Source organism: Pseudomonas sp. GG8, from assembly GCF_052976945.1.
Genome location: NZ_JBRIIP010000001.1, coordinates 1849601 through 1865455 on the forward strand (window position 1 = coordinate 1849601; position 15855 = coordinate 1865455).

The 15855-nt window shown below is 58.1% G+C and carries 13 protein-coding genes and 4 tRNA genes; 11 read left to right on the plus strand and 6 right to left on the minus strand.

Features of this window, described 5'->3' with window-relative positions:
• Positions 1-20: 20 nt before the first annotated feature.
• From ACVBEG_RS09035 to ACVBEG_RS09045, 3 genes are all read right to left on the minus strand, one after another.
• Entirely contained in the window at positions 21-857 is an 837-nt protein-coding gene (locus ACVBEG_RS09035) for a transporter substrate-binding domain-containing protein (RefSeq protein WP_322215842.1), read from the minus strand.
• 171 nt (positions 858-1028) lie between these two features.
• A complete protein-coding gene (locus tag ACVBEG_RS09040; protein ID WP_323566098.1) occupies positions 1029-2405 on the minus strand; it encodes an FAD-binding oxidoreductase in 1377 nt (458 codons plus the stop codon).
• A gap of 4 nt (positions 2406-2409) precedes the next feature.
• Positions 2410-2619, minus strand: coding sequence for an alpha-hydroxy-acid oxidizing protein (locus tag ACVBEG_RS09045; RefSeq protein WP_322179580.1), 210 nt, complete (start codon positions 2617-2619; stop codon positions 2410-2412).
• A 378-nt stretch (positions 2620-2997) separates the two neighbouring features.
• Between ACVBEG_RS09045 and ACVBEG_RS09050 the strand changes: the two genes are divergently transcribed.
• Positions 2998-3963, plus strand: coding sequence for an isopenicillin N synthase family dioxygenase (locus tag ACVBEG_RS09050; protein WP_447107603.1), 966 nt, complete (start codon positions 2998-3000; stop codon positions 3961-3963).
• A gap of 86 nt (positions 3964-4049) precedes the next feature.
• On the opposite strand, the gene ACVBEG_RS09055 is transcribed toward ACVBEG_RS09050, so the two are convergent.
• On the minus strand, positions 4050-5243 hold the full coding sequence (locus ACVBEG_RS09055) for an amino acid aminotransferase (RefSeq protein WP_322179578.1): 1194 nt from the start codon (positions 5241-5243) through the stop codon (positions 4050-4052).
• A 341-nt stretch (positions 5244-5584) separates the two neighbouring features.
• Between ACVBEG_RS09055 and uvrB the strand changes: the two genes are divergently transcribed.
• The gene (gene uvrB / locus ACVBEG_RS09060) at positions 5585-7600 is read left to right on the plus strand and encodes an excinuclease ABC subunit UvrB (RefSeq protein ID WP_322179577.1); all 2016 of its coding nucleotides are present in this window, start codon (positions 5585-5587) and stop codon (positions 7598-7600) included.
• A gap of 34 nt (positions 7601-7634) precedes the next feature.
• Here uvrB and ACVBEG_RS09065 read toward each other — a convergent pair whose 3' ends face one another.
• Entirely contained in the window at positions 7635-9122 is a 1488-nt protein-coding gene (locus tag ACVBEG_RS09065) for an MDR family MFS transporter (protein ID WP_322215848.1), read from the minus strand.
• A 52-nt stretch (positions 9123-9174) separates the two neighbouring features.
• Positions 9175-10227 (minus strand): HlyD family secretion protein, encoded by a 1053-nt coding sequence (locus ACVBEG_RS09070; RefSeq protein WP_322215850.1) that lies wholly within the window; start codon positions 10225-10227, stop codon positions 9175-9177.
• Between the two features lie 242 nt (positions 10228-10469).
• On the opposite strand from ACVBEG_RS09070, the gene gltX reads away from it, so the two are divergent.
• From gltX to ACVBEG_RS09115, 9 genes are all read left to right on the plus strand, one after another.
• Positions 10470-11951: a glutamate--tRNA ligase gene (gltX, locus tag ACVBEG_RS09075; RefSeq protein WP_322179574.1), complete on the plus strand. Its 1482-nt coding sequence runs from the start codon at positions 10470-10472 to the stop codon at positions 11949-11951.
• A gap of 187 nt (positions 11952-12138) precedes the next feature.
• Positions 12139-12214, plus strand: a tRNA-Ala gene (locus ACVBEG_RS09080).
• Positions 12215-12294: 80 nt separating this feature from the next.
• Positions 12295-12370, plus strand: a tRNA-Glu gene (locus ACVBEG_RS09085).
• Positions 12371-12422: 52 nt separating this feature from the next.
• Positions 12423-12498 (plus strand) — tRNA-Ala (locus tag ACVBEG_RS09090).
• Between the two features lie 80 nt (positions 12499-12578).
• Positions 12579-12654: transfer RNA gene (locus tag ACVBEG_RS09095), tRNA-Glu, on the plus strand.
• Between the two features lie 206 nt (positions 12655-12860).
• Positions 12861-13400, plus strand: coding sequence for a TetR/AcrR family transcriptional regulator (locus ACVBEG_RS09100; protein ID WP_322179573.1), 540 nt, complete (start codon positions 12861-12863; stop codon positions 13398-13400).
• A 69-nt stretch (positions 13401-13469) separates the two neighbouring features.
• Positions 13470-14303 carry an alpha/beta fold hydrolase gene (locus ACVBEG_RS09105; RefSeq protein WP_323566511.1) on the plus strand — a complete coding sequence of 278 codons (834 nt, stop codon included), beginning with the start codon at positions 13470-13472 and terminating at the stop codon, positions 14301-14303.
• A 60-nt stretch (positions 14304-14363) separates the two neighbouring features.
• Positions 14364-14804 carry an acyl-CoA thioesterase gene (locus tag ACVBEG_RS09110; protein WP_322179571.1) on the plus strand — a complete coding sequence of 147 codons (441 nt, stop codon included), beginning with the start codon at positions 14364-14366 and terminating at the stop codon, positions 14802-14804.
• A 75-nt stretch (positions 14805-14879) separates the two neighbouring features.
• The gene (locus ACVBEG_RS09115; RefSeq protein WP_447107604.1) at positions 14880-15839 is read left to right on the plus strand and encodes a tRNA dihydrouridine synthase; all 960 of its coding nucleotides are present in this window, start codon (positions 14880-14882) and stop codon (positions 15837-15839) included.
• Positions 15840-15855 lie beyond the last annotated feature (16 nt).

The window sequence follows — 15855 nt, forward strand, 5'->3', positions numbered from 1 at the left end:
ATTCAACCCGCTAAAGCTGTTTACCAGGTTGGGTCGAAGTCAGCTTTAGGCACGTCCATTTCGGCCCCCAGCCATTTTTTCTGCAGGCTGGCGAGGCGACCGTCTTCATGCATTTTCAGCATGGCGGCGTTGAGGGCGGCGATCAGGCTGTTGGCGTCGTCATCCTTGCGTCCCAGATAGGCGAAGTAAGATTTCTTGCCGAACGGTGGCATGACCACTTTGTACAAGTTTGATTTCTCGGCCGCGACGTAGGAAATGTTCGGCAGGGAGTTGGCGACTGCAACGATGCGCTTGGCAGCCAGGTCGGCATAGGCTTGGTTGTTATCGACGTACTCGCGGATCGTGACTTTCTCCGGCAGGGTCGCGGCGAAGGATTTGAGTTCTTCGAGCTGTGCCGATCCTTTGCCTGCGCCGACGGTTTTACCAGAGATGTCTTCAGGCTTTTTGATGGTCTCGTCTTTGGCGCCAATCATTAGCGCTACAGTCGCTTCGGCAATCGGCATCACGAAGTGGTAGCGCTCTTTGCGCGCCTTGGTGACGATAATGGGGCCAGCGACCACGTCGAATTTCTTCGCTTCCAGCCCTGGCAATACGCTCGGCCACGGCAGGTCGAGAAATTTGATTTTGACCCCCAGTTCTTTGCCCAGTTGTTCGAACAGTTCGGCGTTCAGGCCTTTCTGTTTACCGTTGTCGGTGAAGTCGAACGGTGCAAATTGCAGTTCGGTGCCCACCACCAGCTCACCGGCTTTTTTCACATCGGCCAGTTGATCGGCATGCGCCGCCAGGGGAGTAACGGCCAGGGCCATGGCGACGCACAGGCCGTTGAATGTCTTACTGAACAGAGAATCGAGTTGCATGGGGTAACTCCTTCATCAGATGCAGTGAACGCTGGTGGTTTGTGTCGGTTCTTGTATTGGCTGTGGTGTTGATTTTTATGATCGTTGCGTAAGGGTTATTGCCTATTGCCTATTGCCTATTGCTCAGTGCAGTTAGCGTGCCGTACCTGTATGTACAACCTGAGATGAGCTTCAGCCGAGTATTTTCCCCGGATTGAGAATGCCGTTGGGGTCATAGCAATCCTTGAGCTGCTGCATCGCCTGACGCGCTTCATGGCTGACCGAGTGATGAAGAAATTCACGCTTGAGCAGGCCGATGCCATGTTCAGCGGACACCGATCCGCCCAACTCTCCGACGGCGGTATAGACCAGTTCTTCAATCTCGAAAACAGGCGCTGGCTGTGGCAATGAATCGCAGTCCACGGTCAGGTGCAGGTTGCTATCGCCGATATGGCCGAAGTACACGCTACGGTTACCCGGCCAGCGTTGCTCAAGGCGCTGCCGACACAGCTCGGCGAAGTCGCCGATCTGGCCAATGGGTAAGCTTACGTCGAAATTCAACGGCGTCATGCGCAACGGAAATTCACCGGTCGCTTCGCGAATCTTCCACAGTGCGCGGGCTTGGGCCTGTGAGCTGGCCAGCACTGCATCCACCACTTCGCCAGCGTTGATGGCATCTTCCAGGGCCTGTTCCAACCGCTCGCGGGCGGCGGCGGATTCCAGCAGCACGTACAGTGGATAATCCCGCGACATCGGCGCTACCGGACTTTCCAGCCAGGAAACGCCCAAGCAGAAGAAGTCCTGCCACATCAGCTCATAGGCTTGCGGTGTGCCAACGCTGCGTTGCACTCGCCGCAGCAGGCTCACCGCGCTGGCGTAGTCGGGCAGGGCGCACAGCAGGGTCGTGGTTTCACCGGGTAATGGCGCGAGCTTCAAGATGGCGCGGGTGATTACCCCAAGGGTGCCTTCGCTGCCGATGAAGCACTGTTTCAGGTCATAACCGCAGTTGTTCTTGATCATCTTGTTCAGCAGATTGAGCACGCGGCCATCGGCCAAAACCACTTCCAGGCCGAGCACCAAGTCTCGGGTCATGCCATAGCGGATCACGGCATTGCCACCCGCGTTGGTCGCGATATTGCCGCCGATCTGGCATGAGCCTCGGGCACCCAGGTCCAGCGGAAATAGAAAGCCTGCGTCGAGCGCCGCGTGTTGAATTTCTTGCAGGGTGGTGCCTGCCCAGACACTGATGGTGGCGGCGGCGGGGTCGATTTCCTCGATGCCGTGCATCCGCTCCAGGGACAGGGCGATGTCGGTTTCCCGAGGCACCGCGCCGCCGGCCAGCCCGGTCATTCCCCCTTGAGGCACGATCGTTTGCCGCGCTGCGTTGCAAATACGCAAGGCGGCGGCGACGTCCTCAGTGCTCCTTGGCAGCAACACCGCCGCCGGACAGGCAGGTGCGTGGCCGGTCCAGTCGCTGTAGTGCCGTTGATTGATCGCGGCGCCCGTGACTACCGCCGCGTCACCCAATGCTGCGCGCAATTGCTCGAGGGTCTGTTGCAAATGAGGCATCGGCCTAGCTCACGGTAAGAGAAGAAAGAGGATTCAGGCGCAACCCGCGACTGTCGAGTTGGCTCAAGTCCGGTTGACCGAGCAACGACAGGGCCAGACGTAACTCTTGTGTCAGCAGATCAAGAGCATGCCCTGCACCGGCCTGGCCGCCGACGGCCACTCCATACAAGGTAGCGCGTCCCAGCAGAACCGCATCCGCAGCAATCGTTGGCAAGCCATATGCTCTTGTCTATACAGGTAAGGCAAGATGCAGGCCAATGCGTCGATTGCAAATCATGAGGGTCGTTCCTTCGCCTGTGTTTATAGAATCAAACAGGATTGCCGGGGTATTCCTGGCAGCTGCTGTCACCGAAAGTTGCACCCATTGAGGTCGTTCCGCCCACTGATGAGGCAAAGGGAAACCAGGTAATTGCTGATGACAAGGCGGCGTTGGTCGTTAGAAAAACAGGCGGTCAGCGTGAGCATGAGGGTTTGCGGAAAAGGACAATGTCGGCGGCACAGTAAATGCTTACACCTGTATATACCGCGCATTCCGCTGTTCGATTGATCCCTCCATTCCAGCCCGGTATAACCCCTGTAAACAGGAGCGAGCATGACCTCTAGCGCTAATCTGCCCTTGATCGATATGTCCGGTGTTCGTGAAGGTGACCAGGCGAGTATTCGCCGGGCCGGTGAGGCCATTCGCGTGGCCTGCAGCGAAACCGGCTTCTTCTACATCATCAATTACGGTGTGCCGCAGGAGGTGATTGATCGGGCGATGGCGGCGGCAGCGCAGTTCTTTGCCTACCCGGCCGAGGTCAAGCGGCAGGTGGCGGTGAATAAGCGGCACCGAGGCTGGCATGCGTTGGGCGGGGCGACCATGTATGAGGCGACCAAGCCTGATTTCAAGGAGTTCTTCAGCATCGGGCTGGAACTGCCTGAAGACGATCCGTGTGTGGTAGCTGGAGAGGCTTTACGCGGACCGAACCAATGGCCGGCATTTATGCCGGGGCTGCGCACTGCGCTGGCTGAGTATTACGTCGAAATCGGCAAGGCCGGGGCCGATCTGTTGAAAGCGGTGGCAGCGGGTCTGGGCATAGAACAGGATTTCTTCAACAGCAAGTACCACACACCGCTGCAACGGACTCAGATGGTGTATTACCCACCCCATCCGCCGATGGCCGAAGCCGATCAATTCGGGGTTGCACCGCACACGGATTACGGCTGCATTACGTTGCTGTATCAGGACAACAGCGGGGGCTTGCAGGTGCGTGAGCTGGGCTCTAACCGCTGGATCGATGCCACGCCGATCCCTGGCAGTCTGGTGGTCAACGTCGGCGACCTGCTGGCGCATTGGTCCAACAACCGTTTCCGCTCGACCTTGCATCGAGTGATCAATAAGTCAGGTCATGAACGCTATTCCATCGCGACCTTTTACGACCCGACCTACAGCGCGGTGGTCGATCCCTGTGATTTAGGTATCGATTCGGCATCGAGCCTGTACCCACCCGTCGCAGCGGGGGATTACATCCTCAAGCGGATTGATGATTCGATGGCGTATCGCAAAAAAGCGCAGTAAATCACGTGCCTTTGACGGGTGTCTGGCTTACATAAAAAAGGGGAGTCAGCTCACGCTGACTCCCCTTTGTCTACCGCCAACGACCGTCAGATCACCTGAACAATCGCCTTGGTCACGACGTCGATGTTGCTCTGGTTCAGTGCGGCAACGCAGATCCGGCCGGTGTCGAGGGCGTAGATGCCGAATTCATTGCGCAGGCGATGAACCTGTTCGGTGGTCAGTCCGGAGTAGGAGAACATGCCGCGTTGACGACCGACGAAGCTGAAGTCGTGATCGGTCTGGGCCGCCAGCTTCTCGACCATGGCCTTGCGCATGCCACGAATCCGCAGACGCATTTCGCCCAGTTCCTGCTCCCACATCTCGCGCAGCTCAGGGTTGTTGAGCACCGCAGCGACGATGGTTGCGCCGTGGGTTGGCGGGTTGGAGTAGTTGGTGCGGATTACGCGTTTGACCTGTGACAGAACCCGTGCGGTTTCGTCTTTCGATTCAGTGACGATCGACAACGCGCCAACGCGTTCGCCATACAGCGAGAACGATTTGGAGAACGAGCTGGAGGCGAAAAAGGTCAGGCCCGACTCGGCAAACAGGCGCACTGCGGCGGCGTCTTCTTCGATGCCGTCGCCGAAGCCTTGATACGCCATGTCCAGGAACGGCACGTGGCCTTTGGCTTTGAGCACGTCGAGGACATTTTTCCAGTCCTCAGGGCTCAGGTCGACACCTGTCGGGTTATGGCAGCAGGCGTGCAGGACCACGATCGAACCTGACGGCAGGTTCTGTAAATCTTCGAGCATGCCTGAACGGTTCACGTCATGGCTGGTCGCATCGTAATAACGGTAGTTCTGAACCGGGAAACCAGCGGTCTCGAACAGCGCACGGTGGTTTTCCCAGCTTGGATCGCTGATGGCCACGATCGCGTCGGGCTTGAGTTGCTTGAGGAAGTCGGCACCGATTTTCAATGCACCGGTACCGCCCACGGCCTGAACAGTCAGGGCGCGCCCGGAATCCAGCAACGGCGACTCGGCACCGAACAACAGTTTCTGCACGGCCAGGTCGTAAGCGGCGATGCCATCGATCGGCAAGTAACCGCGTGCGACGTGTTGAGCCACGCGAATGCTCTCAGCTTCGGCGACGGCACGCAGGAGTGGAATTCGCCCCTCTTCGTTGCAGTACACCCCGACCCCCAGGTTGACCTTAAAGGTACGGGTATCGGCATTGAATGCTTCGTTGAGGCCCAGGATTGGATCGCGTGGTGCCATTTCGACAGCGGAGAACAGGCTCATTTTTACGGCAGCTCTGAATGGAGGATTGAAGAGGTACAACGCTCCGGCCGAGTGCACTAGAGCGGTGCGCAAACGGGGACCTAGTATAGAGAGCATCGTTCAGCGCTGCGACAGGCTGAAGCGCGTTTTTCAGAGTTTTTTAGGGTTTTCCACGTTTATTTTTCGACCGTTAGTCAAATTGCAACCGCAATTGTTTTGGGCTTGTAGGATGGGTCGCTTGAAAGGTGATGTCTTTGACTCCATTTATAGTCTCTTCATGTCTTTTCCCGGCGGCATCGGTCGTTCGCGGTTTTCTCGTTTCAGCGCTGTTTTGCAGGCCGGAATGAACCCAGAGGTAGCGTATGTCTGAGTTTGAGCTCGTAACCCGTTTCCAGCCGGCCGGTGATCAGCCGGAAGCTATTCGCTTGATGGTCGAAGGGATCGAGGCCGGGCTGGCGCACCAGACATTGCTCGGCGTAACCGGTTCGGGCAAGACCTTCAGCATCGCCAACGTGATCGCGCAAGTGCAGCGTCCGACCCTGGTGCTGGCGCCGAACAAAACCTTGGCAGCGCAGTTGTATGGTGAGTTCAAGGCGTTCTTTCCGAACAACGCAGTCGAGTATTTCGTTTCTTACTACGATTACTACCAGCCAGAAGCATACGTGCCGTCGTCGGATACGTTTATCGAGAAGGATGCTTCGATCAATGACCACATCGAGCAGATGCGGTTGTCGGCGACCAAGGCGTTGCTGGAGCGCAAGGACGCGATCATCGTCACCACGGTGTCGTGCATCTACGGTTTGGGCAGCCCCGAGACGTATTTGAAGATGGTGCTGCACGTCGATCGTGGTGACAAACTCGATCAGCGCGAGCTGCTTCGGCGTCTGGCTGACTTGCAATACACTCGCAACGACGTGGACTTTGCTCGTGCGACGTTTCGCGTGCGCGGGGACGTGATCGACATCCACCCGGCTGAATCGGACTTCGAAGCGATCCGCATCGAGCTGTTCGACGACGAGGTCGAGAACATTTCGGCCTTCGACCCGCTGACGGGCGCAGTGATTCGCAAACTGCCACGCTTTACGTTCTATCCGAAGAGTCACTACGTAACGCCGCGCGAAACACTGCTGGATGCGATGGAAGGGATCAAGGTCGAGCTTCAGGAGCGGCTGGAGTACCTGCGCAGCAATAACAAGCTGGTGGAAGCGCAACGGCTGGAGCAGCGCACCCGCTTCGATCTGGAGATGATCCTGGAACTGGGCTACTGCAACGGTATCGAAAACTACTCACGCTACCTGTCTGGACGACCTTCCGGTGCGCCGCCGCCGACGTTGTATGACTACTTGCCGGCCGATGCATTGCTGGTGATCGACGAATCCCACGTCAGCGTGCCGCAGGTGGGCGCGATGTATAAGGGGGACCGCTCACGAAAGGAAACCCTGGTCGAGTATGGCTTCCGTCTGCCGTCGGCTCTGGATAACCGGCCGATGCGCTTCGATGAGTGGGAAAGCGTCAGTCCGCAGACGATTTTCGTCTCGGCCACCCCCGGCAACTATGAGGCGGAGCATGCCGGTCGAGTGATTGAGCAGTTGGTGCGACCTACTGGTCTGGTCGACCCGCAGATCGAGATTCGCCCGGCACTGACTCAGGTCGATGACCTGCTGTCAGAGATCGGCAAGCGTGTGGCCGTGGGGGAACGGGTATTGGTGACCACCTTGACCAAGCGCATGTCCGAAGACCTGACCGATTACCTGGCCGACCATGGTGTTCGGGTGCGTTACCTGCATTCGGATATCGAAACCGTGGAACGGGTCGAAATCATCCGCGATCTGCGTTTGGGTACGTTCGATGTACTCGTGGGCATCAACCTGCTGCGCGAAGGCCTGGACATGCCTGAGGTGTCGCTGGTGGCGATTCTCGACGCTGACAAGGAAGGCTTCCTGCGTTCAGAGCGCTCGCTGATTCAGACCATTGGCCGCGCCGCACGTAACCTCAATGGACGGGCGATTTTGTACGCCGACCGTATCACCGGCTCCATGGAGCGGGCGATTGGCGAAACCGACCGTCGGCGTGACAAGCAGATTGCCTACAACCTGGAACACGGCATCACCCCTAAAGGCGTGTTCAAGGACGTTGCCGACATCATGGAGGGCGCCGTCGTGCCGGGTTCGCGCAGCAAGAAGCGCAAAGGCATGGCCAAGGCCGCCGAAGAGAACGCCAAGTACGAAGCCGAATTGCGCACGCCGGGCGAGATCGGCAAGCGTATTCGTCAATTGGAAGAGAAGATGTACCAACTGGCCCGCGACCTCGAGTTCGAGGCCGCGGCACAGATGCGCGACGAGATCGGCAAGCTGCGTGAGCGGTTGTTGACGGTTTGATGTTGCCCCGGGTCAATGCAGGTGCTGGCACTCTTTAATGCGCCGCCCCGCCCTTGACGCCAACAGGCAGCGCTTTGGTCAGCAGCACGGCGATCATGCTTATCCCTAGTGCGATACCGACGAAATGGAAGGCGTCGTTGTAGGCCATGATGGATGCCTGCTGGTGCGTGATCTCACTGAGTCTGGCCAAGGCGGCTTGTTCGTTGCCCAGCTTGTCGGTGAGCAAGGCCATGCGCTCGGCGACTTGCGGGTTGCTCGGGACAATGGCTTCGCGCAAATAGTCGAAATAGGTCTTGGTCTTGGCATCAAGCAGGGTGGAGAGCAGGGCGATACCAACGGCGCCTCCCAGGTTTCGCAGGATGTTGAACAGGCTCGAGGCTGAGCCCGCGTCCTTCGGCTGGATATAGACGGTGGCGATCAACGAAATGGTAACCATGATCATCGGTTGGCCGAGGGCGCGCACGATCTGGATCTGATTGAGCTGCGGTCCTGCGAAGTCCAGGTTGAGTGCTCCGGACGCGAAGCTGGCAAACCCGAACAGCCCGAAACCGATGGCGCACAGGAGCTTCGGCGGTATCACTTTCATCAGTTGTGGCACCAGCGGGATCAAAAACAACTGCGGAATGCCCATCCACATGATCACTTCGCCGATCTGCTGCGCGTTGTAGCCTTGAATTTGCGCGAGGTACAGCGGCAACAGATAGATCGAACCGTACAAGCCCACACCCATCCCCACGCTGGAGATACTCGACAGGCCAAAATTGCGTTCTCCTAAAATACGCAGGTTGATCAGTGGCTCGGGTTTGGACAGTTGCAGAATCACGAAGGTGATCAGGCTGACCAGGGCGATGCTGCCCAGGCTGACAATCAGGTGGGATTCGAGCCAGTCCTTGCGATGACCTTCCTCCAGAAACACCTGCAGGCAGCCTAGGCCGACCCCCAGGGTAACGATGCCCGCGTAGTCGGTGCTTTTCAGCAGTTCCCAGTGCGAAGCTTTCTTTTCCAGGCCGTAGAGCAAGCCGGCGATCATCAGCAGGCCGGGCGGTATGTTGATGTAGAAAATGTACTGCCAGCCATAGTTCTCTGTCAGCCAGCCGCCCAGCGTCGGGCCGATCGAGGGCGCGAATGTCGCTGTCATCGCAAACAGGGCCATCCCTTTGGCACGATGATGCTCGGGCAGTTTGATCAGGGTCATGGTGAACGCCAGCGGGATCAGCGCGCCACCAGTGAAGCCCTGCAAGGCGCGGAACACGATCATGCTGTCCAGACTCCAGGCCATGGAGCAGAGCATGGAGGACAGCAGAAACCCGCCCGAAACCCAGACCGCCAGGCGTCGCGCTGAGAGCAACTGCACCAGCCAGGCGGTGAGCGGAATCATAATAATTTCCGCCACCAGGTACGAGGTGGAAATCCACGAGCCTTCTTCAAGGGTCGCCGACAGCGCGCCCTGAATGTCCTTGAGCGAAGAGTTGGTGATCTGGATGTCCAGCACCGCCATAAAAGCGCCCAGCATCACGCTCATGACCGCGATCCAGTCCCGTCGGCTTGGCTCGCCAGCGGGGCGGATCAGTTGATCACCGGCCACTGTCAGCGCCGTTTGCCTTGATGTTGACCTTGACTGTCACCGACATGCCGGGGCGGATTTTGCCGTGCAACGGGTTATCGGCGGCAAAGGTCAGCTTCACTGGAATACGCTGTACCACCTTGGTGAAGTTGCCGGTGGCGTTGTCCGGCGGCAGCAGGCTGAATTGCGCACCGGAGGCGGCGAACAGGCTTTCCACCCTGGCGTTGATGGGGGTGTCGGAATAGGCGTCGAAAATCAGTTCGGCTGCTTGTCCTGGCGCCATATGGCCGATCTGGGTTTCCTTGAAGTTGGCCTGAATCCAGATGTCTTCATCCGGCACGATAGACAGCAGGTACGCGCCGACCTGTACATATTGGCCGTTGCGCGCCCCGCGTTGGCCTATCATCCCGCTGAGTGGCGCACGAATCTCGCTGCGTTGCAGGTTGAGTTCAGCTTGGGCAAGGTCGGTGCGGGCATTGGCGATCTGCGCGTCGAGGCGTTTGATTTCCGCCGAAAGGGCGACCACCTGTTGCCGCTGGCCTTGTACTTCGGCCTGGGCCTTGGTGACCTGCGAACGTGCGATATGGCTGTCGGCAGACAGGGTGGTGACGCGCTCTTCGGAAATGTAGCCGGGTTTGCGCAAAGTCTCTGCGCGGTTTAAATCGATTTGTGTGCGTCCGAAGGTTGCTTGACTGGCTGCCACTTGGGCTTCGGCGGACGCAATCATGCTGGCTTGCTGGGTCAACTTGCTGTTTGCCTGAATCCGCTCGGCTTCACGGGTATCGAGCATGGCCTTCGCCCGGTCAACGGCCAGATGGAAGTCAGCGGCATCTAGCTTCACCAACAGTTGACCTTTTTCGACGTGCTGGTTGTCCTGGACCAGAACTTCGTCGACGCGCGCGGCGAGCTGGCTGGAAATTCGGGTGATTTCGCCCTGTACATAGGCGTTGTCGGTGGTTTCATAGAAGCGGCCCTTGAAGTACCACTGGGCAAAAAAGGCGAGGGCGATCAGTAGGGCAATCGTGAAGAAGATGTACAGGCGGCGTTTAAGTTGGGCGGGCATGGGCGTTCTAAATTATTTGAAATGTAAGCAAACTTATCAGTGTTTAATTCTGGCATATAGCCATACGCCAGAATAATGACTGCAGGTGATGTTTGGGTATTCATTTAGTCCGTTATGCCTTGTATCTACCTTCTATGGGGTATGCAGGCGCTCGGCCGTACGTTGATTACGCCCCTGCGCTGGAGCCATGGGGGGTGCGCCTGTTAAGATTCGACGCTTGTTCGACCTATTCGAGATCTTTCATGACCACCGTCCGCACCCGCATCGCGCCATCGCCCACTGGCGACCCCCACGTTGGCACTGCCTACATCGCATTGTTCAATTATTGCTTTGCCAAGCAACACGGTGGCGAGTTCATCCTGCGCATCGAAGACACTGACCAAGTGCGCTCGACACGTGAGTCTGAACAGCAGATTTTCGATGCGTTGCGCTGGTTGGGAATCGAGTGGAGCGAAGGCCCGGATGTCGGTGGTCCTCACGGCCCGTATCGGCAGAGCGAGCGGGGCGACATTTACCAGAAGTATTCCAAGCAGCTGGTCGAGATGGGCTACGCGTTCCCGTGCTTCTGCACTGCGGAAGAGCTCGATCAGATGCGTGCCGAACAGATGGCCCGGGGCGAAACCCCGCGCTACGACGGCCGTGCACTATTGCTGTCGAAGGAAGAGGTTCAGCGTCGACTGGACGCTGGCGAACCGCATGTAATCCGCATGAAAGTGCCAAGCGAAGGCGTTTGCGTGGTGCCGGACATGCTGCGTGGCGACGTCGAGATCCCGTGGGATCGCATGGACATGCAAGTGTTGATGAAGACCGATGGGTTGCCGACCTATTTTCTGGCCAACGTCGTCGACGACCATCTGATGGGTATCACCCATGTCCTGCGCGGCGAAGAGTGGCTGCCGTCGGCACCTAAACTGATCCTGCTGTACGAGTATTTCGGTTGGGATCAGCCAGAGCTGTGCTACATGCCGCTGCTGCGTAACCCGGACAAGAGCAAGCTGTCCAAGCGCAAGAACCCGACTTCGGTGACGTTCTACGAGCGTATGGGTTTCATGCCTGAAGCCATGCTCAACTACCTGGGTCGCATGGGCTGGTCGATGCCGGACGAGCGCGAGAAGTTCTCGCTGGAAGAAATGGTCGAGCATTTCGACCTGTCGCGGGTTTCCCTGGGCGGGCCGATTTTCGATATCGAGAAGCTGTCCTGGCTCAACGGCCAATGGCTGCGCGAGTTGCCGGTCGAAGAGTTTGCCCGTCGTGTGCAGAATTGGGCGCTGAACCCCGAGTACATGATGAAAATCGCTCCTCACGTTCAGGGGCGCGTAGAAACTTTCAGTCAGATTGCGCCGTTGGCCGGTTTCTTCTTCGCCGGTGGCTTGCAGCTGGATGCCAAACTGTTCGAACACAAAAAACTGTCGCCCGATCAGGTCCGGCAGTTGATGCAGTTGATTCTGTGGAAACTGGAGACTCTGCGCCAGTGGGAAAAAGATCCGATTACAGGCTGCATTCAGGCTGTGGTCGAGCACTTGGAGCTCAAACTGCGCGACGCCATGCCGCTGATGTTTGCTGCAATCACGGGGCAGGCCAGCTCGGTCTCGGTCCTCGATGCGATGGAAATCCTCGGTCCGGACCTGACACGCTTCCGTCTGCGTCAGGCCATCGACTTGCTTGGCGGCGTATCGAAGAAAGAAAACAAGGAATGGGAAAAGCTGTTGGGCGCCATTGCCTGACACGCTCACCAGGCGTTGTGGGTCATTGTGTCTGCCTGGAGTAGGGCGCACAGTGGCCGTTGCGCCCCCGGATTTACGGGGGTTGGACGGTAAGTGATTGTTATGCCGACGAAAAATATTGAAATTTGTTGAAAATATATTTGACAGGTTCCAAGGTCGCGCTTAATATGCGCCCCGTCCACAACGTGGGGCTATAGCTCAGCTGGGAGAGCGCTTGCATGGCATGCAAGAGGTCAACGGTTCGATCCCGTTTAGCTCCACCAAATTGTACAATTCAAGGCTTGGCCACGCAGGCCTTGAATCGATCAGGCTCAGTCTGATCACGTTGTATAGAAGGTTTTGCGTCCCCTTCGTCTAGTGGCCTAGGACACCGCCCTTTCACGGCGGTAACAGGGGTTCGAGTCCCCTAGGGGACGCCAGTATCAAGAAGCAGTGCCGCGAGGTATTGCTCCGCCGTGAGGCGAAAAATCCGGGGCTATAGCTCAGCTGGGAGAGCGCTTGCATGGCATGCAAGAGGTCAACGGTTCGATCCCGTTTAGCTCCACCAAATTGTACAGTTCAAGGCTTGGCCACGCAGGCCTTGAATCGATCAGGCTCAGTCTGATCACGTTGTATAGAAGGTTTTGCGTCCCCTTCGTCTAGTGGCCTAGGACACCGCCCTTTCACGGCGGTAACAGGGGTTCGAGTCCCCTAGGGGACGCCACGATTGCCCGTTCTACGGGACCAAGGGTCATTCAATTATTGAATGGCCCTTTTGTTTTTGTGCTGCGTTTTACCCCTCCTGCCGTATTTTCCGTCAACCCCTTCCTGCGCTGTATCGCATTCGTCCTGCCGACCGGCGGCATGACAATCTGCTTGCCAATAAATATTATGGATATAATATTATATACATAATATTTGGAGGCGAGCATGAACGATAAAAAGGCGCAAACCCGCGAGCGTATTCTTCAGGCCGCCAGCTCTGCTCTGATCCAGCAGGGTCCGGTTGAGCCGAGTGTCAGCAACGTGATGGGTGCTGCCGGCCTTACGGTGGGTGGTTTTTACGCGCACTTTGAAAGTAAGGATGCCTTGATGCTCGAGGCCTTCAGTCAATTGCTCGGCCAGCGCAGGGCGCTGATGGCGCAAATTGACGAGCACTTGGCTGGCGATGAGCGCCGAGCGCTGGTCGCTGCCTTCTATTTGTCGCGTAAGCATCGGGACGCTACGGAGCATGCCTGTCCGTTGCCATCAACCGTGGGTGAGCTGTCGCGTCTGCCTGACGGTTTTCGTGCGGTATTGGCCGAGCATGTGGAGTTGATGGTGGCGCAATTGGCGGACAGCCCTGAGGACGCCGACAAGGTCCTGGCGGACATGGCATTGATGACCGGTGGTCTGGCCTTGGCGCGCGCTTTAGGCCCTTGCGAATTATCTGACCGGGTGCTCCGGGCCGCAAAGTCGGCGGTACTGTGATCAACGCTGTTTGCAGTGCCAGAATTTAAAACACACAACGCAACGCAGTGGGTTTGCAGGAGAGAAGCGATGAGCAGGTTAGGCTGGATTCGCGGAGTCAATGGCACCTTGGGTCGGCTGGCACCCAGGTTGGTGGCAGCAAAAATGCATCTGGCGTTCACTACCCCGCAGCATCGATTGCCGTCTGACTGGGAGTTGCCAGTCCTGGCCCGTGCCGAGCGCGTGACCTTGCGCTTCGGTCTTTCCGCCTTGCGTTGGGGGGCGGGTCCTACGGTGTTGCTCATGCATGGCTGGGAAGGGCGCCCAACCCAATTCGCCAGTTTGATAGAGGCCTTGGTCACTGCGGGTTATACCGTCGTGGCGCTTGACGGTCCAGGCCATGGACAGTCCCCCGGTCATGAAGCTCATGTGGTGTTGTTTGCCAGGGCGCTGCTGGAAGCTTCGGCAGAGCTTCCGCCACTCAAAGCCGTAATTGGCCATTCCATGGGCGGCGCCAGCGTGCTGCTGGCGACTCAGATGGGCCTGCGCAGCGAAACCCTGGTGAGCATTGCCGCGCCGAGCCGTGTATTGGGGGTGCTGCGTGGTTTTGCGCATCGGGTTGGATTGCCACCTGTTGCGCGCTCTTCGTTCATCAGGCAGTTCGAACGCGAGGTGGGCATGGCGGCGTCTGCGCTGGATGTCAGCCGCTATGAGCTGAATGTGCCAGGCTTGATCGTGCATGCGGAGGATGACCTCATGGTTCCGGTGGACGAAGCGCAACGGATCCACGATGCCTGGTTTGACAGCCGCTTGTTGCGCCTCAAGCAGGGCGGACATCAGCGGGTGCTGGCCGATCCGAAGGTGATCGAGGGCGTGCTGGCGTTGCTGGCCGGCAGCGCACACCCGCAGCGCCAATCTGCCTGAGCTTCCGTTACACTGCTCGCGAGTTGCTCTCCACGTTGGGGCACACATCAAGGAGCGAGCATGAGCTGGGATCTGGCAACGCCATTCGTCATTGACCTGAGTGTGGTGGCTGAAGACATCGATGGGCTGGGTCATGCCAATAATGCGGTGTACGTGACTTGGCTGGAGCGTTGCGCATGGCGACATTCACAACGGCTTGGCCTGGATTTGAGCGAGTACCGTCGAATCGATCGGGCGATGGCGGTGGTCCGGCATGAAATCGACTACCTGGCCAGCGCCTACGAGGACGACGAGCTGCAATTGGCAACCTGGATCGTCGATTGGGATCAACGCCTGAAGATGACCCGCCGTTTTCAGCTCAAGCGGCCAAGTGACGGTCTGACGTTACTGCGCGCGCAAACCACCTTCGTCTGCATCGAACTGTCCAGCGGTAAACCCAAACGTATGCCTGCCGAGTTCATCGAAGGCTATGGTCCGGCGCTGGTCAACCCGCAAGCCTGACGCCAAACGGCGTATAAGCGTTTCCAATCCAGTGGACGCCCCGTAAACTGCCGGACTTTTTTTCGAGTGTGACCCATGCAAATTGCCTTGGCGCCCATGGAGGGGTTGGTCGACGACATCCTGCGCGATGTGCTGACTCAGGTTGGCGGCATCGATTGGTGTGTGACCGAATTCATTCGTGTGTCCGAGCGCCTGATGCCGGCCCACTACTTCTACAAATACGCCTCGGAGTTGCACCAGGGGGCGAAGACCGATGCGGGTGTGCCCTTACGCCTGCAATTGCTGGGTTCCGATCCTGTGTGCCTGGCCGAAAACGCAGCCTATGCCTGTGAGCTGGGTGCCCCCGTGCTGGACCTGAACTTCGGTTGTCCGGCCAAGACCGTCAATCGTTCCCGTGGCGGCGCGATCCTGCTCAAAGAGCCGGAGTTGCTGCACAGCATCGTCAACCATGTACGGCGCGCCGTGCCTGCGCATATCCCGGTGACGGCGAAAATGCGTCTGGGTTATGAAAGCCCGGAGGGCGCTCTCGATTGCGCCCGGGCACTGGCCGATGGTGGTGCGGAGCAGATTGTGGTCCATGCTCGGACCAAGGTCGATGGCTACAAACCGCCAGCGCACTGGGAATGGATCGCGCGTATCCAGGAAGTGGTCAAGGTCCCGGTCGTTGCCAACGGCGAAATCTGGACCGTTGACGACTGGCGACGCTGCCGGGAAATATGTGGCGCCCGAGACATCATGATCGGTCGCGGGTTGGTCGCGCGCCCTGATCTGGCCCGGCAAATTGCGGCTGCCGAGGCGGGCGAAGACGTGATCGAGATGACTTGGACGCAACTGCAGCCCTTCCTGCAAGATTTCTGGCAAAAGGCGTTGAACAAAATGACCCCGATTCAGGCCCCTGGCCGCTTGAAGCAATGGCTGGCGTTGCTGACCAAAAGCTACCCCGAGGCGACGGTGCTGTTTAATACCCTGCGGCGTGAGACCGATTGCGAGCGGATCGGACAGTTGATTGGATTTGTTCACAGCGAGGCGGCTTGAAATCATTCTGGCTCAA

Bases quoted from the DNA above. Each gene is read 5' to 3' on its own strand.
- ACVBEG_RS09035 (WP_322215842.1), bottom strand. From the start codon at position 857: ATGCAACTCGATTCTCTGTTCAGTAAGACATTCAACGGCCTGTGCGTC.
- ACVBEG_RS09040 (WP_323566098.1), bottom strand. From the start codon at position 2,405: ATGCCTCATTTGCAACAGACCCTCGAGCAATTGCGCGCAGCATTGGGT.
- ACVBEG_RS09050 (WP_447107603.1), top strand. From the start codon at position 2,998: ATGACCTCTAGCGCTAATCTGCCCTTGATCGATATGTCCGGTGTTCGT.
- ACVBEG_RS09055 (WP_322179578.1), bottom strand. From the start codon at position 5,243: ATGAGCCTGTTCTCCGCTGTCGAAATGGCACCACGCGATCCAATCCTG.
- uvrB (WP_322179577.1), top strand. From the start codon at position 5,585: ATGTCTGAGTTTGAGCTCGTAACCCGTTTCCAGCCGGCCGGTGATCAG.
- ACVBEG_RS09065 (WP_322215848.1), bottom strand. From the start codon at position 9,122: ATGAGCGTGATGCTGGGCGCTTTTATGGCGGTGCTGGACATCCAGATC.
- ACVBEG_RS09070 (WP_322215850.1), bottom strand. From the start codon at position 10,227: ATGCCCGCCCAACTTAAACGCCGCCTGTACATCTTCTTCACGATTGCC.
- gltX (WP_322179574.1), top strand. From the start codon at position 10,470: ATGACCACCGTCCGCACCCGCATCGCGCCATCGCCCACTGGCGACCCC.
- ACVBEG_RS09100 (WP_322179573.1), top strand. From the start codon at position 12,861: ATGAACGATAAAAAGGCGCAAACCCGCGAGCGTATTCTTCAGGCCGCC.
- ACVBEG_RS09105 (WP_323566511.1), top strand. From the start codon at position 13,470: ATGAGCAGGTTAGGCTGGATTCGCGGAGTCAATGGCACCTTGGGTCGG.
- ACVBEG_RS09110 (WP_322179571.1), top strand. From the start codon at position 14,364: ATGAGCTGGGATCTGGCAACGCCATTCGTCATTGACCTGAGTGTGGTG.
- ACVBEG_RS09115 (WP_447107604.1), top strand. From the start codon at position 14,880: ATGCAAATTGCCTTGGCGCCCATGGAGGGGTTGGTCGACGACATCCTG.